This window comes from Sorangium sp. So ce145 (genome assembly GCF_051525985.1).
GTDB lineage: Bacteria > Myxococcota_A > Polyangia > Polyangiales > Polyangiaceae > Sorangium > Sorangium cellulosum_B.
On record NZ_CP150315.1, the window covers coordinates 2353947 to 2376654 of the forward strand.

Genomic DNA, 22708 nt, shown 5'->3' on the forward strand with positions numbered 1-22708 from the left:
GCGCGTGGGCAAGGTGCAGGGGATGCTCCCGAGCGAGCTGCTGCAACGTCTGGATCTGGGGCTGGAGGGGGACCTGCCGCACCTCGAGGAGGCGCTGACGCATCCGAGCTTCTCGAACGAGCAGCGAGGCGGCCGGCGCGTGGACAACCAGCGCCTCGAGTTCCTGGGGGACGCCGTGCTCGGCCTGTGCGTGACGGAGCTCCTCATGGAGCGCTTTCCGGGGGCGAGGGAGGGGGAGCTCTCGATGATGCGCTCCGCCCTGGTCAACACGGACGCGCTGGCGGCGTGGGCGCGAGGGATCGAGCTCGGCGCTGCGCTCCGGGTCGGGCGCGGCGCGGAGGTCGCCGGGGAGCGCGACCAGACGAACGTGCTCGCCGACGCCACCGAGGCGCTCGTCGCGGCCCTGTACCTCGATCGCGGCTTCGAGAGCGCGCGGGCGCTGAGCCGGAAGATCGCCGCGAGCCCGCTCGCGCAGCTCGCGAGCGGCAGCCTGCTCGGGCGTGACGCGAAGAGCGAGCTGCAGGAGCGCGTGCAGGCGCGCGGCGCTGCGTCGCCGCGCTACCGCCTGATGGGCACGGAGGGGCCCGACCACGACCGCGCGTTCCTCGTCGCCGTCGAGGTCGACGGCCAGGTCATCGGCACCGGCCGGGGCCGGTCGAAGAAGCTCGCGGAGCAGGCGGCCGCGCGCGCCGCGCTCCTCTCGTGCGCCGCGCCGGAGCCCGCGGCCGCCGCATCCGATGGACGGGCAGCCGCCGAGACCCTGCGAGGTGCGCCCGAGGGCAGGGGGGGCCCGCCATCCGGCGCGGCATCCTCCGAGCAAACCGTGAACGACCGAGGACCCAGTCGATGATCCGTCACCTGATGCTTGCTTTCACTTTCGCGCTCTGCTCGCTCTTCGTCGCGCTGCCGGCCTGGGCCGGGAGCTACCTGGACAGGGCGAGCCTGCTGCTCGACGAGGCGCGCAGGGAGGGCGACATGCTCCTGCCCCGGACCCATGACAAGGAGCTCGTCATGGTGGTGCATGCGCTCGCGGAAGCGCGCGCCCTGGTGGCGCGCAAGATGGAGTGCCCTAGCTCCGTCTCCAAGGCGCACCCGCACCTCCTGCTCGTGCTCGAGAACAGCGAGCGCGCCGCCGACGCGGCGGCTCAGGGCAACTTCAAGAAGTTCATGGAGCACCTCACCGTGGCGCGGAACGAGGACCGCGCATTCCGCGCGCTCCTCGCCGAGCTCGGCTACGCGCTGCCCGATCTGAGCGCGAAGCGCTGAGGAGCGCAGCGAGCCGCGTCCGCTCGAAGCGGGTCTGCGCCGGGGGGCTCGTGGCGAGCGTCCCCGGCGCAGCGGGTCTCAGAACATCGCGCCGAGATCGATGCCGAGGGTCCACTGCGACCCGAGCCCGGCGAACTTGTTCTCGCCGTCGATCTCGTTCGCCGCGCCCTGGTTCGCGTCCTCGGGGCTCACGATGTCGGTGATGAAGTGCGCGCCGAGCTTGACCATCTGGAACCGCAGCTGCGCGCCGAAATGGAGCCGGTGGCGGTTCATGCGCACGGCGTCGAACACCACGGTGTTGTTGAAGTCGGCCTGGGAGCCGCCGTCGCACACCGGCTGGCCGTCGTGCGGGAGCGGCTTGCCGTCCTGCCCCTGCACCGGGTTGGCAGGCGAGTTCACCCCTCGGAAGTTGCAGAAGTTCACGGCGTCGGTGTTCGGGGTGAGATCGATGAGCCCCGAGTCTCCGAAGATCCGGAGCCACTGGTAGCCGGCGTAGGGGGTGATCACGACCGTGCCGGCGATCGGCAGGGGCTTCGAGATCACCGCGTCGGCGCCGGCCACGGTCAGCTGGAACTCCTCCGTCCCGGTGACGCTCCGGACGCTGCCGCCGACGGCGAGCTCCGGGAGAATCGCGGGGAGCCCCCGGCGGAACCCCTCGAACAGCGACCAGCGGACGTCCGCCCCCGCGCTGACGAGGCTGGTGTTGGCCAGGAACCCGACGGCGCCGGTGAGCTCGAACCCGAACGGAAAACCCTTGCGGACCTTGAGGGAGTAGTGCTGCAGGAAGGAGTCCGGGCTCCGGTTCTCGATGGAGAAGTTCTTGCTGGTCGGATCCTGCGGCCCCTGCGTGCCCTGCTTCCAATAATCGGCGTCGCTGTCAATCTTCGTGTAGTTGGCCTCGATGCCGATCTCGAACCCGCCGTAACCCGTGGTCCGCGCCGAGTGCATCGCCGACGGCGCCACCGCGAAGCCGTACTGCGCGATGAGCTTGGCGAACGCGGCGTCGTCGGTCAGGCAGCGTTGATAACGGGAAGCGGGGTTGTAGTAGAGGCCACCCGCCGGCCCCGTGATGCGGCAGGGCACGGCGGCGCCGCCGAGGCTCGGCTCCGGGTCGCGCACGAGCCGCGCGAGCGCCGGATCCATGACGTCGGCGGCTGCGAGCGAGGAAGACGCCACTCCTGCGAGGGCAATAGCCGAAGCGATCCAGCACGATGCGCGCATTCCGTGTCTCCGAGGCGGGAGGCTACGTGTCCGCTCGTACAGCCGTCAAGCGAACAGAGGGGCCTCCGTCCGTTCGGTTCGCGTTTTCCGCGCGACCGCGTGGGCCGGCTATCTGTCGAGGCGGCGCTGGCGAGCCAGGCGGCGCGCGCGATCCCTCGCTCGGGGGTTGCGGCGCGCGGTCGCGTCGCGGAAAGAGAGGGCGTGCTCAACGATGGTCGCCCCCGGCTCCGTGCGGCGCCGCTCGATCCGCCGTTCCGGATCGTGCTGGTGGAGCCGGAGATCCCGCAGAACACAGGCAACATCGCGCGGCTCGCCGCTGCGACGCAGAGCCCCTTGCATCTGCTCGGGAGGCTGGGGTTCCGCATCGACGAGCGGAGCGTCCGCCGCGCGGGGCTTGACTACTGGCACCTGGTCACGCTCGAGCAGCAGCTCGACATCGCCCACTTTCGCCACCATCACCCGAACGCTCGGCTCCGCCTCTTCAGCGCGGTGGCGCCGCGGAGCTACCTCGACGCGGACTTCCGGCCGGGCGACGCGCTGGTGTTCGGCAAGGAGAGCGTGGGCCTCGACCCCGAGCTCCTCGCGCGGATGCCGGACGACGTCTTCGGCATTCCCACGCTGGGTCCCGTGCGCTCCCTCAACCTGGCCAACGCGGTGTCCATCGTCCTGTACGAGGCGCTCCGCCAGGTGGGCGCGCTCGCCAGCGCCGCGCCGGGGTGACGGCGCGTGCGCGCAGGCGCGCGCGACATCCGGGGAGAGCGCGATCCGCCGCAACGTCACCCTGGGGGCCGGCGGCCGCGCGCCGTGGACGTCGGCGACGCGTCGTTCTAAGGAGAGGGCCGCATGGTCATGCACCGGCAACCCGCGCGACAGGACGCCCGACGGCCGGCCGCGCGCTTCGTCCAGGCCGGCGTGGCGGTCGCGCTCTCGGTCGCGGCGCTCGCCTCCGCCGGATGCAGCAGGCGGCCTCCGAGCGGCACGCCCGACGGCGCCGTCCGGGAGCTGGTCGCTCGCCTGCGCCAGCTGCACGGCGACCCGGCTGACGCCAAGGCCGCCTTCGAGCTGCTGTCGCGCCGCGCTCGAGACAACCTCGCGTCGCGCGCGCAGCGCTACAGCGCCGCGACGGGCAAGGCGATCGCGCCCGAGGCGATGATCACGCCGTCCCGCTTCCGCTTGCGCTTCGAGCCGCAGCGCTACTCTGCGCAGATCGCCGGCGCCCATGCCCTCGTGGACATCGCCGGCCTGCTCCCGGGAGAGCGCGTCCAGGTGCCCTGCGTCTACGAGGACGCGGGGTGGCGCGTCGATGTGGCGCTGCCCGCGCTCCCTCCCGTGCAGAAGCGACCGGGCAGCGATCTCTGAACGCGCCCGCACCGATGGTGCACGGCGTTTTTGGCCCACAAAAGCCCGGAGGCCGGCAGTGCCGGCCTCCATCGGCAGCGGCCGCAGGGCCGCTAACCATGAGGTAACGCCTTAGTTGGCGAGAAAGATCGCCTCGATCTCGGTCTTCACCTGCTCTTCCGTCTGACCTCGGGCGATCGCGATCTCCTTCACGATCAGCGTCCGGGCGGTGTCGAGCATGCGGCGCTCACCGAACGAGAGCTGCTTGTCCGTCTTCAAGCGATAGAGGTCGCGTAGCACCTCGGCGACGTCGTAAATAGAACCCGTCTTGATCTTGTCCATGAAGCCGCGGTACCGACGGTTCCAGGTCTGATTGTCGAACGCGATGGTACGCTCGCGGAGGATGTCGAAAATTTCCCGGATTTCCTGTTCAGAGATGACCTGGCGAAGGCCGACCGCGCTCGCGTTGCTGACTGGAACCATGATCTTTCGATCCGTGTCCAAGATGCGGAGAACATAGAATCGCTGACGGTTGCCAGCGATGTCCTTCTCCTCGATGTTGACCACCTCGGCCACGCCTTGGGCCGGGTAGACGGCTTTGTCGCCCACCTTGAACTGGATCTCCGAACGAGCCTGCATATCGTCTCCTTTGCCTTCCACCCCGCCGTCCTTTTAGTTTTTCGTCTGCCTCCCGAAATCCCTTCGAGGGGCGTACGCTGCACATGCGGTTGAACCTGGACCCGCAGAACCGACACACACCGTCACGCATTCCGAGAAAAATTCCGAGAAAAGAGCCATGAGCCGCCGCTCGAGACCGCTGTGCGAGAAGCAGGAACGCGAGCACCCTCCATGACCCGCGAGAGGTCGGTGCTCTGGCGTGCACGGCGGAATCTTGACAAGCGGCGGTGGAAGCGGACGGTTGCGGGCGGAAGGGATTGAAGTTGGGGGAACGGCCCTCTTGAAAAAGGGCCGGTTTGCGCCAGGCGCGCGCACTCTAGTGAGCCGGCCGAGATACGTCAACGAAAATCCCCGGGGTTGAGCCATCGTGGCGTGATCACTCTGGTTTTTCCTCGGGGTCGGGCGGGGTGACAGTGTGTACCGATGGAGGCATCGGCGTGGGTGCGCGCCGGCTCACCCGCCTAGTTTAGGGCAGAGCGGGCCTCTCCGGGAGAGGTGGCGGACCTGACCTGGGTGGGATGACTCGAAAATGTGACGGACGCGACGGACGTCGGGCGTTTCGTCCGTCCGGCCTTCAAACGAGCCGGGGTGCTCAGGCGGCGCTGAGGCGCTCGGCGAGCCCCCAGCGGACGCCGCGATCCGAAGCGACGAGATCGACAGGAGCTCCGGCGAGCCGCGAGGCCCACGCGAGGATCTCCTCGATGAGCACGCTGCCGGCCACGATGACGTCCGCGCGCGCCGGATCCAGCGCGCGCAGCTGCCTGCGCGCGGCGAGCGGCAGGGAAGCGAGGCGGGACGTGATGTCCAGGATCTCTGCCCCGGATACCCGCGCGCCATGCACGCGGGCGCCGTCGTAGGGGGCCACGTCGCGCACGAGCGCGGCGAGGGTCGTCACCGTGCCCGCGACGCCGACCAGGGTGGGCGCCGCGAGCTGGGGCACGGCTGGAAGCGTCGCCAGCGCCGCCCGGACGTCGGCGCGGACGGCCTCGAGGTCCGCGGCGGCCGGCGGATCCGTGCGCACGTGGCGCTCGGTCAGGCGGACGCTCCCCACGTCGAGGCTCACCGCCTGCTCCACCGCGCCGCCGGTGCTGCCGACGATGATCTCCGTGCTACCGCCGCCCACGTCGACAACGATCGTGGGACCGCGGGCCGGCAGGTCGAGCCCCGTCAGCGCGCCGGCGTACGTGAGCTCCGCCTCCTCCGGCCCGGAGATCACGCGCGGCGCGACGCCGATGAGCTCGCGGGCGCGGGCGATGAACGTCTCGCCGCCGGCGGCGTCCCGCATCGCGCTGGTGCCGACGGCGTCCACGCGCTCGACCCCCCGGGACCGGAGCTCCTCCCCGTAGCGGGCGAGGCAGGCGAGCGTGCGCTCCACGGCCTCGGGCGCGAGCGCGCGCGCAGCGTCGACCCCCTGGCCGAGCCGGGTGATGGTCGCGCGCTCGACGAGCGCGACGAGCTCACCCCCGCGGCGCTCGGCGATGAGCAGGAGGACCGAGTTCGTGCCGATGTCGATGGCCGCGACGCGCATGCACCGAGCCTTACTGGGTGAGCGTCTTCAGGTCGAGCATCTCCTCGACGTTCGGCAGCACCACGAGCTCGCAGCGCCGGTTGGCCTGCTTGTTCTCCGGGGTGTCGTTGGGCTTCACCGGGTCGGTGTCGCCGTAGCCGGAGGCGCTCCACCGCTCGGGCTTGAGGCCGCCGCCGCCCTTGTCCTCGGGCTGGAGCAGGAACGCCAGCACCTCGCGGGCGCGCATCACGCTGAGCCCCCAGTTGTCCTTGAAGCGGCCGCCGGCGAGCGGCGCGTTGTCCGTGTGCCCGGCGACCTGGAAGGAGCGCGCCGACAGGCCGGAGTCGTTGCGGATGACCTCGGCCACCTTGAGCAGGATCTCCTGACCCTCCTTCTTGAGCGTCTCCCGTCCCGAGTCGAAGAGGACGTCGCCGGGCAGCTGGATGACCATCCGGTTGTTGCGGACGGTCACGCTGAGCCCGAGCTTGGTGAGCGCCTGGAGCTTGTCGCGCAGCACCTCGAAGCGCTTCTTGATGTCCTCGAGCTGCTGGGCACGGCGGCGGAAGTCCTCGAGCGCGCGCGCCTGCTGCTCGAGGTTCGCGTTCAGGTTGGAGATGTCCACGCCTGCTGCCTTGAGCTGGGACTTGAGCTGCTCGATCCGGGCCGCCGCCTCGTCGAGCTCGCTCTTGGCCTTCTTGTTCTGCGCCTGCTCGGCGCTCAGCTGGGTCTTCAGGCCCTCGATCTCGCGGACCTTCGCCTGCATCTCCTCCTCCGAGTAGCCGCACCCGAGCGCCCCCGAGCCCGCAAGGAGCGTTGCGCCAAGCAACAACCACGACGTCGAGCGACGAACCAACATACCTTTCCTCCTAGAGCAGCCTAGAGCAGCGCGGCGCTCGGCCGTGAGGGGCGCCGCGCAGGCGGCGCGACCGTAGCGAGGCGAATGGCGCCGCACAAGGCTCTCTAGAGCCTGCGCAACGCTGGAGCTCCGTGCGACCATGAGCGCACCGGCGCCGTTTGCCGCGCCATGCAGGCGCGCGATCGCCAGGAAGGAGCGCGAAGGGCCAAGACAGACATCACGTCAACTGTCAACAAAAATCAGTCGTACGGTTCGGTCTGGTTGCTTCACCACGGCCTGCTCCGACGTTTACCCTCGCAACGCTTGCGGACCAGTTTGCCTGGAACACACGGGATACATCAGTTTAGGGCCTGCAAGATTTTCCTTGACCATCACCATGCGTGGCAATATACGTCGTGCAACATCTGTTGCCTCGGTAAGGAAACTGTAGCGGAGAGGACGTTCGGCGATGTCCGCCGTGCCGTGCCGGGGCGAATGCAGGAGGATTTCCAATGGCTGCTAAGAAGACCGCGAAGAAGCCTGCGAAGAAGGTGACGAAGTCGGCCAAGAAGCCGGCCGCCGCGAAGGCCGGGAAGGTCGCGAAGAAGCCGGCGCGGAAGGCAGCGAAGAAGGCCGCCCCGAAGCGCGCCGCCGCCAAGAAGACCCCGAAGCGCGCCGCCGCCAAGAAGCCGGCCGCGAAGAAGGCCGCTCCGAAGCGCAAGGCGAAGGCCGCCGGCAAGCGGGCGGCTGCGCCGAAGAAGGCGGCCGCTCCTCGAGGGCGCGCCGCCGCCAAGCGCGCGCCGGCCAAGGGCGCGAGCACCCGCGGCGCGCGCAAGAGCACGCCGGCTCCTGCTCCTGCGAGCACCGGCCCGTCCGACGAGTCGGAATAAGGCGACACGGCAGCGCCTCGGGTCTTCCAACAGAACGAGGCGCAGCGAGCCGACCCGCCGGTTGCGACCAGATAATCCGTCTTACAAGACCATCGGGGGGTGAGGACGCCGCGGATCCGGACGCGCGGGTCCAGGCTGGAGGCGCGCGCGGGTGGACGATGTCCCCGCGGCTGCGCCGCCGCCTGGGGCCGAGGTGGCCGGCATTGGCGTGCGGCGCGCTGCGCCTGTTCGCCCGGGTGCCGGAGCGGCGGGTGAGGCGCGTGCGCCCCCCTCAGAGACGGCGGATTGCAGGGGGGCTTCCAGGATCTGCGAGCGGCGCTCGAGCCCTCGCTGCGCTCTGAGGACGCGGCGGCGCGGCCCGCGAGGGGCGCTCAGGTGCGCTCGCCGAGGTAGAGCCGGAGAGCGCGCGCGGCGCCCTTGCGATCGAACGGGACGCCGGCGAGGTCCTCGCGTTTCGAGATCTGCTCGAACAGCTTCATCAAGAACTCGAAGAACGCCTCGCACTCGCGGATGGCGGCGTCGAGCCGCTGCGGATCGAGGAGGTCGCTCTCCTCGAGCGCCGTCATCGCGGAGACGAACGCGTCGACGTGGGGGTAGTCGCCCACCCGGAGCAGCGGGTAGCCCATCGCCCGGAAATACGAGAGAAACTCGCGCACGAACGCGAAGCTCGCGATGCCGGTCCATCGATCGGGCGCCGGGCCGGTGTTGCGCGCCTTGCTCGCGAACGCGCGCGAGATCTGGGCGAACATCCACACGTCGCGCCGGAGGCGATCGCTCGTCGCGCGCCGCGCGGCCTGATCGTCGAAGACGCGGCCCTCCTCGAGCTTCGCGCCGAGCGACCTGCCGAGGAACAGGATCGCGTTCTGCAGCGCGGGGCGGAGGCCGTGCGAGACGGCGCGGAGGCGGACCCGGTACTCGGACTCGCTCACCAGCGCGTCGGCGGGCGGGAGGTCGTGCTCGAAGGCGCGGCGCATCTCGAGCCGCAGGTTCGCGGCGAGCCCGCTCAGCGCGGCCTTCGTGGAGAGGAGGCGGTGCCCCTCGGCGGCGAGCTCGTCGTGGCGCGCGACGATGTCGCTCGCGGGCACGCGCAGCAGATCGCGCTCGAAGCTGTCCGCGAGCAGCGCGCCCGCCCGGCGCCGGAGGTAGTTCGAGAGCGCGCGGGCGTCGCTGCGCAGGACCGCGAGCACGAGGTACCCGCGCCCCGCCACGCGGTGATCCGAGTGATCGAGCGCGATGGCGTCGAGCAGGCGGAGGTACCTGAGCATCCTGAACAGCGCGAGGAACGTGAGCGCCACGAGCCGGTGCGCCTGTTCGCCGGGCACGCGGTGGATGAGCTCGAGCACCTGCGTCGACGGGATGCGATCGAACTCCGGGCGAAACTCGAGCGCGTGGAGCGGGTTGAAGAACGTGCTCTGGGCGATCTCGCGCATCGCCGTCGCGAGGTGGGCGTAGAAGAGCCTGAAGCTGACCCTCGGCAGCCGGAGCAGCCCGCCCGCGACCTCGATGAGGTTCGTGAAGCCGTGCCGGAGCACGAAGAGGCTCGACTCCGGCGACTCCTGCGCCATCGTCGCGTGGAGGAGGCGCGTGCGCGCCGTGTCCTCCGGGAGCACCGTCTCCAGGTAGCGCTGGAAGACGAAGGCGCGATCGCGATCGCCGAGCATGGTGCGCGTCAGCTGCACCACGCGCGCCATGCCGTCGCGGGCGTGCTGGAGGTGCTCGCGGAAATCGTGGCTGACGATCGTCTGGCGCCGCCCGGCGCCCGGGTGGTTCCGCGGGTTCGCGAAGCAGGCGACGCCCTTCAGGAGGATCTCGAGCTCGAAGAGCGTCTCGTCCTTCTTGTCGGCCGCGAGGCGCGCGAACCAGGCCTCGCGCGCTTGCTGCTGCTCCCGCCTCAGGCCGCGCGTGTCGCGGAGCAGCTCGGCGTAGGCGTTGCGGCCCGGGTGGCCCGAGCCGCGCAGGATCCCCGAAGCGTCGCTCGACACTGGCGTGCTCCTCGCAGGCGGCGGGCTGCTAGTAGTTGCGTCGCTTGAAGTCGAAGGGGTAGGTCAGCACGGTCTCCTTGCCGCTCGGCGAGCGCGCCCAGGTGATCGACTTCGCGAGCTCCTCCATGCAGGACTCGACCTGCGGCGCGGTCACGTCGCTCTTGTCGCGCACGATGCTCGCCTCCTCGAAGGTCCCGTCGGGCTTCAGCTTGAGCTGCCACGTGATCCTGCCCTGCGCGCCCGGGTGCTTGCGGGCGTAGAGATCGAAGCAGCAGCGGAAGCCGTCGCGCCTCGCCTTGATCGCGTCGACGAGCGGCTGCAGGCGATCGCTCGATCCGGCGTCGGCGGAGGTCGTCGCGTTGTTCATCACGACCCCGCCGTCCGGCGGATCGTTCGTGATCTCGGAGGCGATGACCTTGCAGTCCTCGACGGTCTCGGGGGCCTTCTTGCGGCTCGCAGGCCGGTCCGGCTGCGCGGGCGCGGCGGCGCCCGGGTCCGCGGCGCCAGCGGCCGTGGCGCCCGGGTCCGCGGCGCCAGGGGACACCGGCTGCGAGGCAGGAGGCGGCGAAGGCGGCGGCGCGCTGTCAGGCGGCGAAGGCGGCGGCGCGGCGCCGCTCGAGCAGGCCGCGAACAGGGCCGCGGCGAGGAGGACTCCGGTGAACACGGCGCTGGCAGTGGCGCAGGGACGCATGGCGCGCATACTAAACGGTTCGGCTGAGCGGAGGCGAGGCGCCTTGCGTTTTTCTCCCCTCGCGCTGGCAATCTGGGCTCTCCTCGACGGCCGTCTTGAAGATCCCGCTGTGCTTCACCGTGGCCGCCGCCGTCGCCGTCCTCGCACCGGCAGGCTGCGATCCCATCGCGGAGCCGCAGCTGTGCGGCCAGATCCCCCAGGGAGGGTGCCCGGTCGGCCGGGGGGGCACCTGCGACGATGCCGCGTGTCGTGCGCTCTACGACTGCGTCGAGGGGGCCTGGACGGAGGCCGCGGCCTGCGATTCCGCCGGTGAGCCTGCCGGGGACGGGGATGCGGGCGGCGGCCCCGGCGCGTGCGAGGTCGTGACGCTCGATCGCAGCGGCGAGGCCGCGGGTTGCTCGCCCGCCCTGCAGCAGCCGGACTGCCCGGCGGACGCCGCGGAGACCTGCGTGGATACCGCGTGCTGGACCGGCTGCATCGACTTCTTCCTCTGCACCGAGGAGGGGTGGAGAGCGATCGCCTACTGCGACGAGCAAGGGCGCGTGAACGTGGCGCCGTGAACGATCGGCTCGTCGGCGCCAGCCCTCGGCGCCGAGGAGAGACCCACGGGGGAGCGCGTCAGCCGGCCCTGAGGAAGGGGCTCCACTCGTCGAACGAATGCGGCAAGCCGATCAGGATCTGCATCGTCGCCGACCACCGCGGCGGCAGAGGCTGGCGGATGAGCCGCATGCTGGCCTCGTCCGGCGTGCGCCAGCCCTTGCGGAGGTTGCACGTGCGGCACGCGGTCACGAGGTTCTCCCAGGTGTCCTCGCCGCCGCGCGACCGGGGGAGCACGTGGTCGATGTTGAGATCGCGGACGGGCGGGCGGCGCGCGCAGTATTGGCACTGGTGCGTGTCGCGGAGCATCACGTTCTTCCGCGTCAGCCGGATCGTCGGGCGCCGCATGCGGTCGTACCGGCGGAGGTGGAGGACGCGCGGCACGCGGAGCGAGCCGCCGACCACGGGGAGGCCATCGTCCTTCTCGCGCACCGGCAAGCTCCGCCACGCCGAGAAATCGTGGAGATCGCCGACCTCGTCGACGGCGAGGGCGGCCCCGCCGAAGAGCAGCAGGAAAGCGCGACGCGCGGTCGTGATCTGCACAGGCTGGAAGAAGCGGTTCACCACGAGGACCGGGAGATCGAGCGGCTCGGTCCTACGCTCGCAGCGGAACCCTGAAAAACCGTCGCCGAGATCGAGCTCCTCGTGAGGAGAGCCCCCCGGGACTGTAGCTACCCCGTCCGGCACGCTGGGCAGTGTAGCAACGAAAGCTCCGGTGAACATCCGGCGCTGCACGGCGGCGTTTCTGCTGGATCTCTGCCATTGCCGCGCGGCGGATCCGGCGCGACGCCGCGCCCTGAGCCGTCAGGGCATCGCCTCGAAACCCCCCGCGCCCGCCCCGTCGAAGCTCGGCGCGCCGGAGCCCGGGCGTCATGGGCGAGGCGCGCCGCGCTCGACGTTCCGCGCGGATCGCTTTCGATCGGGCGCCGTATTCGCTAAGACGCGTCCATGTCGAGGGACGGTCGTCTCCTGGGTCGAGCCGCCGTGGTGGGGAAGCAGGTCGGATGACGGAGCAGCGCGAAGGGGTGGGGCCCGAGCGGGCGACCGGCGCGGAGCCCCCTGCCGGCTCGCCATGGGATGATCCGATCGAGAGCGCGCCGCTCGTGTTCCTCGATCTCGAGATGACGGGCCTCCGCCCCGAGAGCGATCGCGTGATCGAGGTCTGCGCCGAGCGGACGCGGGGGGATGCGTGCGAGGACGCGATCACGTCGCTCGTGCGGCCCGAGCCGGGCGTGTTCGGCAACGCGCACGTGCACGGCATCGATCCGCGGGAGCTCGCGGGCGCGCCCACGTTCGCCGAGCTCTGCGATCGCATCGACCAGGTCACGGAGGGCGCGGTGCTCGTCGCGCACGCGGCCGCGTGGGACGTGGCGTTCCTCGAGGCCGAGCTTGCGCGGGCGGGCAGGGCGAGGCGCCTCCCGCACTACCTCGACACGCTCGTCCTCTCCCGCCGGGCCTTCGCCCTGCCGAGCCACAGCCTCGCCTCCCTCTGCAGGGAGCTCGGCGTGCACCGCGAGCGCGCTCACCGCGCCGAAGACGACGTCCACGCCCTGCGCGCCGTGTTCCGCAAGATCGTGGAGGTCCTCGCGCCGCGGACGCCGCGCGACCTGTGGCACGTCCGGATCGGCGAGCGCCACGCCCGCCCGGCGCTGGTGGCAGCGGCGGTGCGCGCGGCCGAGCATGCCGCCACCGTGCGCGTGAGGTACCGTCCGGCGCGCCGGGGGCCGGAGGAGCTCGTCGTGTGCGTAACGGGGGTGCGAACGGACCTCGACCCACCCCGGGTTCTCGGCTATCTGCTCCCGTCGCGCAGCCGTCGCGAGCTACGGGCCGATCGCATCCTGGCGATCGAGCCGATTTCGCCGGGAGAGCTCGGGCCGGACGGCGTGCCGCAAAGGGCCTGAGATCCACGTGCGAATCCACTCGAACCGAACCTCGCCGACGAGAAGCTCCCTCGCCGTCCGCCTCGGCGGCCTCCTGACCGCGACCTTCCTCGCCTCGTGCTCGAGCATGATCGGCCCGGAGTCCGCCCGCCCGCCGGCGGCCGAGAAATGGCTCGCCCGCGCTCGACAGGAGTTCCAGTCCGCCGACGTCGAGAACGCGCGCGATGCGGTCTCGAGGGCGCTGACGATCGTCCCGACCGACACGGAGGCCCGGCTGCTCGCGGGGCGCATCGCGCTGGCCCGGCTCGATTACGCCGAGGCGCTGCGCCTCCTCAAGGGCGTCGCCGGCTCCGAGGCCGCGGGGCTCCGCGGGCGCGCGCTCTGGTACAAGGGCGATCTCGACGCCGCCGCCGACGAGCTCGAGGCGATGCTCGACGATCCCGATGTCGTCGACGAGTGGGCGAAGTCGATCGCCAAGCTGGCGAGGCGCGGCGCGGGGCGCGCGCCGTTCACGGTCTCGGGCGCGCTCCTCGCGGCGATCGAGATGCAGCACGTCAGCCCCGCGGCCCCGTTCTTCGTCGTCCCGCTCGAGATCGACGGCGAGTCGGCGCTCGCGATGGTGTCGACCGGCACGGGCGAGGTGGTCCTCGACAGCAGCACGCGCAAGGAGCCGAGCTGGGTCTCCCTCCGCTTCGGCAAGAAGCTCGAGATCAACGACGTGCCCGCCCTCACGCAGGACCTGTCGGGCGTCTCGAAGCAGATCGGCGCGCCGGTCAAGGCGCTGCTCGGGGTGAACCTGCTCCGCCGCCTCAACGCGACCATCGACTACAGCGGCTGGCAGTTCGTCGTGCGCAGCTTCTCCCCGCCGGCGCCGCCCGACGCGACGCGCGTCGACGTCGCCTTCATCAAGGGCGGCGGCATGGTGCTGCGGAGCAGCCTCGGCCCCGACAAGTCGGTCCAGGGGCCGCTGCTCATCGACACGTCGATGACGTTCCCGATCGCGCTCGACAAGGAAGGCTGGAAGAAGGCCGGCTTCGAGGCCGATGGGTTGAAGCGGGTCGAGCAGGATCCGGAGCAGAAGCTGAAGCAGGGCGTCGTGCCGATGCTGCGGCTGGGCGCGCTGGAGATCCCCAAGGTCCCGGGCGTGTACGGGGCGCCGCTCCAGGCGGTCGAGAAGCAGCTCCAGCTCGATCTGGACGGCGTGATCGGCGCGGGGCTGCTCGCCTACTTCCGTGTCACCTTCGGCGACGGCGGTCGGCTCATGTGGATCGAGGACGACACCGCCGTGAACAAGGTGCTCCGGGGCGGCGCGCCGGCGCCCGTCGATGAAGGGCAGGCTCCCGCCGCGCCGCCAGCAGACGGCGCCGGTCCAGCAGGCGTGCCCGGCTCCCCTGCGCCCCAGGGGCCCGCGCTCCAGGCGCCGCTGACCCCCCCCACGGCACCCCCCGCGGCCGCTCCGAGATCGACTCCGCCTGCGGCCGCTCCGAAGTCGGCGCCGCCCGCGGGCGCTCCCAAGCGGACGCCGGACCAGTGAGCATCATGTCCAAGGATCTGTTGGCGGTTTACGCGGGGAGCTTCGATCCGATCACGTTCGGTCACCTCGATCTGATCCAGCGGGCGTCGAAGCTGTTCGGTGAGGTGATCATCGCCGTCGGCCGGCATCCGACGAAGCACCCGCTGTTCACGTACTCGGAGCGGCTGGAGCTGCTGCGCCAGACCACGAGCGAGGTGACGAACGCGCGGATCGACTCGTTCGAGGGGCTCCTCATCCAGTACTGCCAGCGCGTCGGCGCGCGGGTGATCGTCCGCGGCCTGCGCGCGGCGACCGACTTCGAGTACGAGCTGCAGATCGCCCACGCGAACGCGGACATGCTCCCCGGCGTCGATACCGTGTTCCTGCCGACGCGCACCCACTACGGCTTCGTCTCCGCGTCGCTCGTGCGCGAGATCGCGAGCCACGGCGGCGACGTCAGCCACTACGCGCCCGCCGCCGTCTGCGACGCGCTCCGGGCGAAGTTCGGCGCCGCGAAACCCTGAGCGCCCGCGCGCTCAGTAGGTGCCGAACGGGGTCGGCATCAGCAGCAGCACGAACAGGAGCAGCGTCACCACGGCGATCACCTTGCGCGCCGGCGACAGCTCGCCGGCCTCCGTGGGAGGGTGCTCCCGCCCACCGACGTGCAACATCAGGTGGACCAGGCCGAACCACGTGAGCCACGGCATCCCGTTCGCGACCGCGGAGATGAGCGCGTCGGACAGCCCCTCCGCGATGAAGTGGCGCGTGAAATAGGCGACGTTGCCGACGAAGAGCGCGAGCATCAGCCAGTGCGCGGCGCGGCTGTAGCGGTCCTGCTCTTTGCCGAACAGCGCGTACGCGACGTGCCCTCCGTCGAGCTGGCCGACGGGAAAGAGGTTGAACGCCGTGATGAGCAGCCCGGCCCACCCCGCCATCGCCGTGGGGCCGAGGAAGACGTCATGGGTCTCGGGGATCGGGCCGACCGCGAGCCGCCTCAGCAGGAGATACAGGAGGCTGCGCCCCTCCTGCAGCGCAGGTCCGGAGCTCGCGTGCACGTCCGAGTGCATGAGGCCCACGAAGAGGACCGGGAGCGCCACCGCGAGGCCGGCCAGCGGCCCGGAGGCGCCGATGTCGAGCAGCGCGTTCCGCGACTTGATCCTGCCCTTCATCGAGATCACCGCGCCCATCGTGCCGAGCGGGCTCACCACAGGGAGCGGGATGAAGTAGGGGAGCGACGCCTCGACCCCGTGCGCGCGCGCCGCGAAGTAGTGCCCGAACTCGTGCGCGAGCAGGATCGACAGGAACGGCACCGCGAACGGCCACGCCTGCGGCAGCGCCTTCACGAACGAGAGCGCGCTGTCGTCGTCCGGCGTGATCGGGGTCCAGAGGGTGCCGGCGACGAACACCGAGACGACCGTCAGGCAGAAGAGCGCGAGGTTCTTCTGCCATCGCAGCGGGGGCGGGCGCGCAGCGGCTGCTGCGCTCGGCTCTGCGGAGCTCGTCGCCGCGGGCGTGAGCTCGGCGTCGAGGTCGAGCGTGCTCGGGGTGGAGGATCGACGGTCGTCGGTCATGCGGCGCCTAGCGTGGCCGCCTCCTCGTCGCCGCTCAAGCGATCCACGCGCGCCTGCGCTCAGGGCGGGCAGCTCGCCGCGCTCTGGGAGCGCGCACGCCGCGCTGCTGGGCGGCGCGCGGCCCTGCGGTGGCGGTGTGCTGCTCGTCTGGGGCCCCGGGACCCTCGACCACGCCCGCTGCAGGCTCGACGAGGTCTGCGCGCACACCGATGACTTTGCGCGTCATCTCGCTGCGCCACGGTCCTCACTGTGGCGTCGGCTCGGTCGGTGGAAACGGTCGCGGCCGGAGCGCTGCGCTGCAGCGGGGCGCGCGACGCGGCCGCCCGATGGTACGGGCGCGAACCTCTCCTGGCTGCGCGCAGGCTGGCCAGCGCTCTCTTCTGCGCCGCCGTCGCGTCCGTGTGCCCTCCGTGCCCTTCGGCAGGCGCGACTGCGCTACGATCGATCCCATGCCTCCCGCTCGCGTCGCCGCTGAAGCGCTCGTGGGCAAGCTCCTCTGCGACAAGTACCGCGTCGTTCAGCTGCTCGGCAGCGGCGGGGTCGGGCACGTCTACCTCGCGGATCGCGTCGGCAGGCCGCGTGAGGCCGCGACGTCGCGCGTCGCGGTCAAGGTCCTCCGGGCAGAGCTCCGCGACGATCCGCTGCTCGTCGCGCGGTTCGAGCGAGAGGCCGGCGCGGCGTCGCGCGTCCGTCATCCCAACGTCCTCTGCGTCGATGCGCTCGAGCGCGCCGGCGACGCGCCGTGCTTCGCGATGGAGCTGCTCGTCGGGCTCGATCTCGCCGACACGCTGACGTTCACCCGAGCGCTCGTCCCGTCTCGCGCGGTCCGGATCGCCGCCGACCTCGCCTCGGGCGTCGACGCCGCCCACCGCGCCGGGGTGATCCACCGCGACGTGAAGCCGGAGAACGTGTTCCTCGTGCACGCGGCCGACGGGCGCGAGATCGTCAAGCTGCTCGACTTCGGCTTCTCGTGCATCCAGGGCCAGGGCGCCGAAGGCGCGCTGCTCCCCCGGGTCGTGGGGACGCCGGAGTACATGGCGCCCGAGCAGGCGCAGGGCGCGCCGGCGGCGCCCGCCGCCGACGTCTACTCCCTGGGCATCGTGCTCTACGAGATGCTCGCGGGCCGTGTCCCTTTTCAGGGCCCGTACCCGGCCATCGCAGAGAAGCACGGGCGCGAGCCGCCGCCGCCGCTGCACCGGGTACACCCGGGGCTGCTCATCTCGCGCGAGCTCGACGCCGTCGTGCGCAAGGCGCTCGTGAAGGACCCCCGCGGCCGGTTCGCCTCCATGGCGGAGCTGCGGCACGCGCTGCTCGCGACGCCCGAGGCCCGCGCCGGGACCTCGTCCGCCGTTCCGCCCGACGCCGGCGCGCCGCCGCCCCCCGGCGCCGGGCACTGGGGCACCAAACCGTGAAGCCCGCTCGCTCCGGAGGCTTCCGTCGGCCCCCCTGCGCCTCGGCTTTGCTCTCACGGCGAAGCCCTGCTAGACGGCCGTTACCATCTCTTGTTCCGGGCGACAGCCGGATCCGCTCGTCAGGTCGACACCGGCCGCGGCGAGCGAGCCGGCGTGGTTCGGAGGTCCGCGGGCGCGGGCCTCATCTGCGCGGGTCGGTTCTCCAGCGAGTGCTGGAATCCCAGAATCGCGCGCCAGTCGTCCTCCACTCCCTCCAGGCTTTGCCTGGCGCTTTCTCGGTTGCTGACTATGGGTCGCGCGACCCCATCACCTGATAACGGCACAGCGGCGTTTCACGACGCCGAACTCCCGATGTACGAGAGCCGCAGCGCCTCCGGGCCACGCGCTGGGCCCGAGGGCGAGCTCATGCCGACGGATACAGGCGCCCTCGACGAAGATCCGTTCCGCGTCGAGCTCGTCGACGAAGACATCCCCACCCCGCGGCGCTACCAGGTCGTCTTCGACGAGGCGCGGATCGATCCGGACGTCCAGAAAGTCGTGCGACGCCTCGTACGCCACGGCTTTCAAGCCTACCTGGTAGGCGGCTGTGTGCGAGATCTGCTGCTCGATCGGCGCCCGAAGGATTTCGACGTCGCCACCAGCGCGCGGCCGGAGGAGGTCCGCGAGCTGTTCCGCAACTCGCGCATCATCGGCCGGCGGTTTCGCCTGGTGCACGTCCTCTTCCAGGGCGGCAAGGTCATCGAGGTGGCGACCTTCCGCCGCAACCCGAAGGAGGACTCCGACGACGGGAGCGAGCTGCTCATCCGCAGCGACAACGCGTTCGGCGTCGCGCACGAGGACGCGCTCCGCCGCGACTTCCGGATCAACGCGCTCTTCTACGACGTGGAGGCGCGGCAGATCCTCGACTGGGTCGGCGGCATGGAGGACGTGCGCCGCCAGGTGGTCCACACGATCGGCGATCCGGAGACGCGCTTCCGCGAGGATCCGATCCGCATCCTGCGCGCGCTCAAGTTCGCTGGTCGGCTGGGCTTCGCGATCACCCCCGACGTCTACGATGCGGTCGTCTACTGCCGGGACGCGCTCGCGCTCGCGGCGCGCCCGCGCCTCTCGGAGGAGATCCTGCGCCTGCTGCGCGGCGGCCAGGCGCGCCGCACGATCTACCTCGCGTGGGAGACCGGGGTGCTCGACGTCCTCCTGCCGGAGGTCTCGGCGCTGCTCTACGACGATCGCGGCGACGACGGCCCCGGCCAGCGCCTCTGGCGCGTGCTCGACTACGTCGACCGGCGCACCGCGGCGGATCGCCCGCTCGACGACACGGTCCTCTGGACGCTCTTGCTCCTCGAGCCGATGAAGGAGGCCTGCGACGGCGTCCGCGACCGCGCGGCGGCGGTCGCCGATTTCCTCGAGCCTCTCATCGACCGGCTGGCCATCTCCCGCCGCTACGCCGACGGCATGCGGCGCATCGTCGCCGTCCTGCCGAGGCTCGCGGGGGGTCGCGCTGGCCGCTTCGCGCGGACGGACATCTTCCAGCCCGCCCTCGACGTGCTCGCAGCCGAGCTCACCGCGCGCGGAGAGTCGACGGAAGCGATCGACCGGCTGCGCTCCGCCCCGCACCCGCGGCGCCAGCACGCCGACGCCGCGCAGTTCCGGCGCTGACGGGTGATCGACGTGGGCGACGTCGGCGCCGCCGGCGCGATCGACGGTGGCCGCCGGGCAGGTAGCTGGCGGCAACCGACCAGCCGCCGTGGAACATCACCGGGGTTTCTGGTTTCATAAGAGGCCCCTGATGTCCTCTCCGGCCGCACGCCTGCGCCCTGCTGCTCCCCCGGCTGTCCCCGTGTCCAGGCGCCGGTTCGGCGGCTCGGCGCGCACCCTGCTCGTGTTCGCGCTCGCTTGCGCCGTGTCGCGGCTCGCCGACGCGCAGGCGTCGCTCCTGCACGAGTTCATCGCGCCGGATCCCGCGGAGGACGTGTCGCTCGCCACGACGACGCTCGACGGCGGGCTCCCCGCGGCGATCCAGACGCCGAGCGGCCTGGCCACGGCGCCCGATCCGCAGCGCCCGCCGTCGAACCAGCAGCAGGTCTACAGCAACGTCGGATCCGACGCCGGCCCCGACGCGTCCTACGAGCCGGATCGAGACACCCGCCGGCCGAACGTCGAGCGCTACGACGATCCGTTCTCCCCCGCGACCGCGCCGTTCAAGCGGCTGCAAGCGTACGACGCCGTGAGGGCGGACTACTCGCTCGTCGTCCGAGATCGGAGCCTGAAGACCGTCAAGGCGGACAGCGCCGTCTCTGCGGGCGACGAGGCGTTCTACGGGGACATCGCGGTCGATCTCGTGCCCAACGAGCCGGTCCGGATCCCGACGGTCGGGCCGGACACGCGGCTCGTGCGGATGCACGTGAACCCCGACACCCCGGTCGTCGTCCTGCGTGACGGCGCCGACAACTGGTTCGTGCGCGGCACGAAGAGCGCGCGCGTCCGGCTCATCGTGCAGCTCGCCATCGCCCGCGCGACCTTCGGCAGCGAGTTCGCCGACGTCGGCTGGAGCAAGCTCGAGCCCTTCCGCGGGCCGCAGGAGGCCTCCCACGAGGCGGCGTTCAGGCAGGTCGCTCAGGCGATCGGCATCTCGTCCGCGATGCGGCCGCGCGACGTCGTTCAGAGGATGGTCGAGTACTTCCGGTCGTTCGCCCCGTCGGACGACCCGCCCAAGGGGAACGGCGACATCTACCTGGATCTCGCGCTCTCGCGAAAAGGCGTCTGCCGCCACCGCGCCTTCGCGTTCCTCGTCACGGCCCTGCACATCGGGATCCCCGCGCGGATGGTCGTCAACGAGGCGCACGCCTGGGTCGAGGTCTTCGATGGCTCGCTCTGGCACCGCATCGACCTCGGGGGGGCCGCCCTCAACATGGACCAGGAGGTCGATCCGAGCCGCCCGCCGCATGTGCCGCCGCCGGATCCCTACAGCTGGCCGGAGCAGCGCGACTCGGGCCAGGATCTCGCCGACCGCACGCGCGCCGAGCAGGCGCAGCCGGGGCCCGCCGGCCCAGGGGCCGGGAGCAGCGGCGCCGCCGTGCCGCCGCCCCCTGCGCCCACGCCCGCGAGCGATGCGGCCGGGCGCGCGGCGGAGAGCACCGACGTCATCGTGACCGCGCTGGACAAGGACATCCGCCGCGGCTTTCCCCTCCACCTTCAGGGACAGGTCAGCAGCGCCGGGGCGCCGTGCGGGCACGTCCGCGTCGACGTGATCCTGACGGGGACCGCGGCGCCGCAGGGCGTGACGGTCGGCTCGCTGTCGACCGACGACCGCGGCCGGTACGACGGGGCCGTCGTGATCCCCGGCGATTTCGCGCTGGGCGAGTACGACCTCGCGGTCGCGACGCCGGGCGACGTCCGCTGCAAGGCCGGCCGCACGGAAGCCGCCGCCCCGTGAGCGACGCGCCGGCATGCGCCCTCTCGCCCCCGCGCGTCGCGGTGGGCGCCGTCGTCATCGATCGCCGGCCGGATGCGCCTGACGCGCCGCGCGTGCTCGTCGTCAAGCGCGCTCGTCCTCCCCTCGAGGGCGCCTGGTCGCTTCCGGGTGGGCGCGTGGAGCCCGGAGAGCGGCTCGCGGACGCCGTTGCCCGCGAGATCCGCGAAGAGACGGGCCTCGACGTCCGCGTCGGTCCCCTCGTGGAGGTCGTGGAGATCGTGGCGACTCCCTATCATTATGTGATCCTCGATTATCTGTGCGAGTCGATCGGAGGCGCCCTCTCTCCAGGAGACGACGCCTCCGAGGTGGCCCTCGTGCCCGTCCCCGAGCTGCCGGCCTACGGCCTGACCGACGTCGCGCTCCGCGTGATCCATAAAGCCCTGGCGATGGCGGCCGCCGGCTGAAACGGCGCGATCCAGGGAGCCCCCGACTTGGCGCGGCCATGGCGCAGGTGGGATGTCGCAGAAAGGGCGACTCTCCCTGTAGAACTTCCATTGTTGGACAGTAGCAACGTTATTTTGCTGCCCTGGCGCTCACGACAATCGCCGGTGGCAGCGCTAGGTTGGATGTGGGGGCAGGGGTGAGCGCTGGTCCGGCGATCACGAGGGGATTGGTGGTCGTCGTGGTGGCGACCCTGGTCTCTTCTCCTCTCTGCTTCGCGCTGCCTTGCAACGATGGCGCTGGCCTGTTCGCGCTGCCCGCGCCGCGCGCCGCGCGCGTCTCGCGCGTCGCGGCGCCTCCCGGCGTACCCGAGGCCTCGGGCTGGCTCCCGGCGCGGGTCGCGCGCGCCCTCTCAAGGACCGTCTCGTGGGTGGCGCGTTCGGGTGTCGCCCCGATGTTCCTTGGTCTGCACGGGTTCGGTGTGACCGTGTCCGGCGAAATGTGATGAACGCGGTTACCGCGGCTGCAACATGCGATTCGCTGCTCTGCTGAGCGATCGGCGATCACGGCGAGCGCTGGTCGCGCCCGTCGGCTCGAATTCGCGCTGTGTGGTGACCGCTGAGTCTGGATTGCGGCGCTTCTGGAGACATCGTAGACCGGGGAGTCTATGAGCCCGACGCGGAGAGCGAGGAAGGAGGAGCAGAAGGAGGAGCGGCGGCGGTTCATCATCGACGCAGCCTGGCAGCTGTTCCAGGAGACCCCCTATCCCGAGGTCACCATGGCTCAGGTCGCCGAGCGCACCAGGCTCGCCAAGGGCACGCTCTACCTCTACTTCACCACGAAAGAGGAGCTCTTTCTCGCGGTCGTCGATCAAGAGCTCGCGAAGTGGTTCCACGATGTGGATATCCATCTGACGCATTTCTGCGCCTCCCGCGGTGACGCGAGCGCGGCGGGCCCTCGGCCCTCGCGGGCCCGCCGCGGCGCGCCCGGGGCGCCTGCCGAGGACGCGCCGGCGAGCGTCGCCTCGATCCTGTCGACGACCCTCGCCGCGCGCGACGCGATGACACGGTTGCTCGGCATCCTCCACAGCGTGCTCGAGCAGAACGTCAGCTACGAGGCCGCGCTCCGCTTCAAGCTCTCTCTCCTGGGTCACGTCGAGCGCACCGGGGTGCTGCTCGAGCGGTGCCTGCCGTCGCTCGCTCCCGGCCACGGCGGCCCGACCCTCATCCGGATGTACGCCCTGCTCATCGGGATGCGCCAGGTCTGCGATCCCAGCGACGTGATCCGCGATATCCGCAGCCGCCCCGATATGGGCCTCTTCCGGATCAACTTCGGCGAGGAGATCCGGGCGTCGTTCGCGCTCCTCCTGAGCGGCGCGAGCGCGCCGCCGCTCGCGCCCGGGCGGCTCGGCGCCCCGGCGCTCGGCGGGTTGAGCTCAGCGGAGCGGCGCCGCCCGGAGGGGTGAGAGGCGCGC

The 22708-nt window shown here is 71.3% G+C and carries 23 protein-coding genes; 15 read left to right on the top strand and 8 right to left on the bottom strand.

What is annotated here, in order from left to right; all coding sequences use genetic code 11:
• Positions 1 to 22 precede the first annotated feature (22 nt).
• Positions 23 to 850 (top strand): ribonuclease III, encoded by an 828-nt coding sequence (gene rnc, locus WMF34_RS08940; RefSeq protein ID WP_012234334.1) that lies wholly within the window; start codon positions 23 to 25, stop codon positions 848 to 850.
• A gap of 11 nt (positions 851 to 861) precedes the next feature.
• Positions 862 to 1266, top strand: coding sequence for a hypothetical protein (locus WMF34_RS08945; protein ID WP_437993011.1), 405 nt, complete (start codon positions 862 to 864; stop codon positions 1264 to 1266).
• 78 nt (positions 1267 to 1344) lie between these two features.
• Here the strand turns inward: WMF34_RS08945 and WMF34_RS08950 are convergent, their stop codons facing one another.
• The gene (locus WMF34_RS08950; protein WP_157906555.1) at positions 1345 to 2442 is read right to left on the bottom strand and encodes a hypothetical protein; all 1098 of its coding nucleotides are present in this window, start codon (positions 2440 to 2442) and stop codon (positions 1345 to 1347) included.
• Positions 2443 to 2688: 246 nt separating this feature from the next.
• On the opposite strand from WMF34_RS08950, the gene WMF34_RS08955 reads away from it, so the two are divergent.
• Positions 2689 to 3207 (top strand): tRNA (cytidine(34)-2'-O)-methyltransferase, encoded by a 519-nt coding sequence (locus tag WMF34_RS08955; protein WP_044968101.1) that lies wholly within the window; start codon positions 2689 to 2691, stop codon positions 3205 to 3207.
• A 123-nt stretch (positions 3208 to 3330) separates the two neighbouring features.
• Positions 3331 to 3846, top strand: a complete 516-nt coding sequence (locus WMF34_RS08960; protein WP_437993012.1) for a hypothetical protein — start codon at positions 3331 to 3333, stop codon at positions 3844 to 3846.
• Between the two features lie 111 nt (positions 3847 to 3957).
• Here WMF34_RS08960 and WMF34_RS08965 read toward each other — a convergent pair whose 3' ends face one another.
• The 3 genes from WMF34_RS08965 to WMF34_RS08975 all read right to left on the bottom strand — a co-directional run bounded on the left by WMF34_RS08965 (position 3958) and on the right by WMF34_RS08975 (position 6866).
• Positions 3958 to 4464, bottom strand: a complete 507-nt coding sequence (locus WMF34_RS08965; protein WP_012234339.1) for a CarD family transcriptional regulator — start codon at positions 4462 to 4464, stop codon at positions 3958 to 3960.
• A gap of 631 nt (positions 4465 to 5095) precedes the next feature.
• Entirely contained in the window at positions 5096 to 6031 is a 936-nt protein-coding gene (locus tag WMF34_RS08970; protein ID WP_437993013.1) for a Ppx/GppA phosphatase family protein, read from the bottom strand.
• Between the two features lie 10 nt (positions 6032 to 6041).
• Positions 6042 to 6866 (bottom strand): OmpA/MotB family protein, encoded by an 825-nt coding sequence (locus tag WMF34_RS08975; RefSeq protein WP_012234341.1) that lies wholly within the window; start codon positions 6864 to 6866, stop codon positions 6042 to 6044.
• 491 nt (positions 6867 to 7357) lie between these two features.
• Between WMF34_RS08975 and WMF34_RS08980 the strand changes: the two genes are divergently transcribed.
• On the top strand, positions 7358 to 7735 hold the full coding sequence (locus WMF34_RS08980) for a hypothetical protein (protein ID WP_012234342.1): 378 nt from the start codon (positions 7358 to 7360) through the stop codon (positions 7733 to 7735).
• Between the two features lie 371 nt (positions 7736 to 8106).
• Here the strand turns inward: WMF34_RS08980 and WMF34_RS08985 are convergent, their stop codons facing one another.
• Both WMF34_RS08985 and WMF34_RS08990 read right to left on the bottom strand, forming a co-directional pair.
• Positions 8107 to 9717 (bottom strand): hypothetical protein, encoded by a 1611-nt coding sequence (locus tag WMF34_RS08985; RefSeq protein ID WP_012234343.1) that lies wholly within the window; start codon positions 9715 to 9717, stop codon positions 8107 to 8109.
• A 28-nt stretch (positions 9718 to 9745) separates the two neighbouring features.
• Positions 9746 to 10408 carry an AgmX/PglI C-terminal domain-containing protein gene (locus WMF34_RS08990; RefSeq protein WP_437993014.1) on the bottom strand — a complete coding sequence of 221 codons (663 nt, stop codon included), beginning with the start codon at positions 10406 to 10408 and terminating at the stop codon, positions 9746 to 9748.
• A 95-nt stretch (positions 10409 to 10503) separates the two neighbouring features.
• Here WMF34_RS08990 and WMF34_RS08995 point away from each other — a divergent pair, with 95 nt between their 5' ends.
• A complete protein-coding gene (locus tag WMF34_RS08995; protein WP_437993015.1) occupies positions 10504 to 10968 on the top strand; it encodes a hypothetical protein in 465 nt (154 codons plus the stop codon).
• A gap of 58 nt (positions 10969 to 11026) precedes the next feature.
• Here WMF34_RS08995 and WMF34_RS09000 read toward each other — a convergent pair whose 3' ends face one another.
• Positions 11027 to 11728, bottom strand: coding sequence for an HNH endonuclease (locus WMF34_RS09000; RefSeq protein WP_437977250.1), 702 nt, complete (start codon positions 11726 to 11728; stop codon positions 11027 to 11029).
• Between the two features lie 281 nt (positions 11729 to 12009).
• On the opposite strand from WMF34_RS09000, the gene WMF34_RS09005 reads away from it, so the two are divergent.
• From WMF34_RS09005 to coaD, 3 genes are read left to right on the top strand one after another with little or no spacing between them, the layout of a single operon-like run.
• Positions 12010 to 12906, top strand: coding sequence for a 3'-5' exonuclease (locus WMF34_RS09005; protein WP_012234347.1), 897 nt, complete (start codon positions 12010 to 12012; stop codon positions 12904 to 12906).
• Positions 12907 to 12913: 7 nt separating this feature from the next.
• Positions 12914 to 14419, top strand: coding sequence for a tetratricopeptide repeat protein (locus WMF34_RS09010; RefSeq protein WP_012234348.1), 1506 nt, complete (start codon positions 12914 to 12916; stop codon positions 14417 to 14419).
• A gap of 5 nt (positions 14420 to 14424) precedes the next feature.
• Positions 14425 to 14922, top strand: coding sequence for a pantetheine-phosphate adenylyltransferase (coaD, locus tag WMF34_RS09015; protein WP_012234349.1), 498 nt, complete (start codon positions 14425 to 14427; stop codon positions 14920 to 14922).
• 12 nt (positions 14923 to 14934) lie between these two features.
• Here coaD and WMF34_RS09020 read toward each other — a convergent pair whose 3' ends face one another.
• Positions 14935 to 15969 (bottom strand): site-2 protease family protein, encoded by a 1035-nt coding sequence (locus tag WMF34_RS09020; RefSeq protein ID WP_012234350.1) that lies wholly within the window; start codon positions 15967 to 15969, stop codon positions 14935 to 14937.
• A gap of 449 nt (positions 15970 to 16418) precedes the next feature.
• On the opposite strand from WMF34_RS09020, the gene WMF34_RS09025 reads away from it, so the two are divergent.
• The 6 genes from WMF34_RS09025 (at position 16419) to WMF34_RS09050 (ending at position 22699) form a co-directional block, all read left to right on the top strand.
• Positions 16419 to 17381, top strand: coding sequence for a serine/threonine-protein kinase (locus WMF34_RS09025; RefSeq protein ID WP_437993016.1), 963 nt, complete (start codon positions 16419 to 16421; stop codon positions 17379 to 17381).
• A gap of 405 nt (positions 17382 to 17786) precedes the next feature.
• Positions 17787 to 19037, top strand: a complete 1251-nt coding sequence (pcnB, locus tag WMF34_RS09030) for a polynucleotide adenylyltransferase PcnB (RefSeq protein ID WP_012234352.1) — start codon at positions 17787 to 17789, stop codon at positions 19035 to 19037.
• A gap of 130 nt (positions 19038 to 19167) precedes the next feature.
• Positions 19168 to 20814, top strand: coding sequence for a transglutaminase-like domain-containing protein (locus WMF34_RS09035; RefSeq protein WP_437993017.1), 1647 nt, complete (start codon positions 19168 to 19170; stop codon positions 20812 to 20814).
• Positions 20811 to 21257 carry an NUDIX hydrolase gene (locus WMF34_RS09040; protein ID WP_437993018.1) on the top strand — a complete coding sequence of 149 codons (447 nt, stop codon included), beginning with the start codon at positions 20811 to 20813 and terminating at the stop codon, positions 21255 to 21257. The genes WMF34_RS09035 and WMF34_RS09040 overlap by 4 nt, the downstream gene beginning before the upstream one ends.
• A 176-nt stretch (positions 21258 to 21433) precedes the next feature.
• Positions 21434 to 21739, top strand: coding sequence for a hypothetical protein (locus WMF34_RS09045; protein ID WP_437993019.1), 306 nt, complete (start codon positions 21434 to 21436; stop codon positions 21737 to 21739).
• Positions 21740 to 21901: 162 nt separating this feature from the next.
• Entirely contained in the window at positions 21902 to 22699 is a 798-nt protein-coding gene (locus WMF34_RS09050) for a TetR/AcrR family transcriptional regulator (protein WP_012234355.1), read from the top strand.
• Positions 22700 to 22708 lie beyond the last annotated feature (9 nt).

What these genes read in the sequence shown, in the direction of transcription:
- rnc (WP_012234334.1), top strand. Translation starts at nt 23, where the DNA reads ATGCTCCCGAGCGAGCTGCTGCAACGTCTGGATCTGGGGCTGGAGGGG.
- WMF34_RS08945 (WP_437993011.1), top strand. Translation starts at nt 862, where the DNA reads ATGCTTGCTTTCACTTTCGCGCTCTGCTCGCTCTTCGTCGCGCTGCCG.
- WMF34_RS08960 (WP_437993012.1), top strand. Translation starts at nt 3,331, where the DNA reads ATGGTCATGCACCGGCAACCCGCGCGACAGGACGCCCGACGGCCGGCC.
- WMF34_RS08965 (WP_012234339.1), bottom strand. Translation starts at nt 4,464, where the DNA reads ATGCAGGCTCGTTCGGAGATCCAGTTCAAGGTGGGCGACAAAGCCGTC.
- WMF34_RS08970 (WP_437993013.1), bottom strand. Translation starts at nt 6,031, where the DNA reads ATGCGCGTCGCGGCCATCGACATCGGCACGAACTCGGTCCTCCTGCTC.
- WMF34_RS08975 (WP_012234341.1), bottom strand. Translation starts at nt 6,866, where the DNA reads ATGTTGGTTCGTCGCTCGACGTCGTGGTTGTTGCTTGGCGCAACGCTC.
- WMF34_RS08980 (WP_012234342.1), top strand. Translation starts at nt 7,358, where the DNA reads ATGGCTGCTAAGAAGACCGCGAAGAAGCCTGCGAAGAAGGTGACGAAG.
- WMF34_RS08990 (WP_437993014.1), bottom strand. Translation starts at nt 10,408, where the DNA reads ATGCGTCCCTGCGCCACTGCCAGCGCCGTGTTCACCGGAGTCCTCCTC.
- WMF34_RS09000 (WP_437977250.1), bottom strand. Translation starts at nt 11,728, where the DNA reads ATGTTCACCGGAGCTTTCGTTGCTACACTGCCCAGCGTGCCGGACGGG.
- WMF34_RS09005 (WP_012234347.1), top strand. Translation starts at nt 12,010, where the DNA reads ATGACGGAGCAGCGCGAAGGGGTGGGGCCCGAGCGGGCGACCGGCGCG.
- coaD (WP_012234349.1), top strand. Translation starts at nt 14,425, where the DNA reads ATGTCCAAGGATCTGTTGGCGGTTTACGCGGGGAGCTTCGATCCGATC.
- WMF34_RS09020 (WP_012234350.1), bottom strand. Translation starts at nt 15,969, where the DNA reads ATGACCGACGACCGTCGATCCTCCACCCCGAGCACGCTCGACCTCGAC.
- WMF34_RS09025 (WP_437993016.1), top strand. Translation starts at nt 16,419, where the DNA reads ATGCCTCCCGCTCGCGTCGCCGCTGAAGCGCTCGTGGGCAAGCTCCTC.
- pcnB (WP_012234352.1), top strand. Translation starts at nt 17,787, where the DNA reads ATGCCGACGGATACAGGCGCCCTCGACGAAGATCCGTTCCGCGTCGAG.
- WMF34_RS09035 (WP_437993017.1), top strand. Translation starts at nt 19,168, where the DNA reads ATGTCCTCTCCGGCCGCACGCCTGCGCCCTGCTGCTCCCCCGGCTGTC.
- WMF34_RS09050 (WP_012234355.1), top strand. Translation starts at nt 21,902, where the DNA reads ATGAGCCCGACGCGGAGAGCGAGGAAGGAGGAGCAGAAGGAGGAGCGG.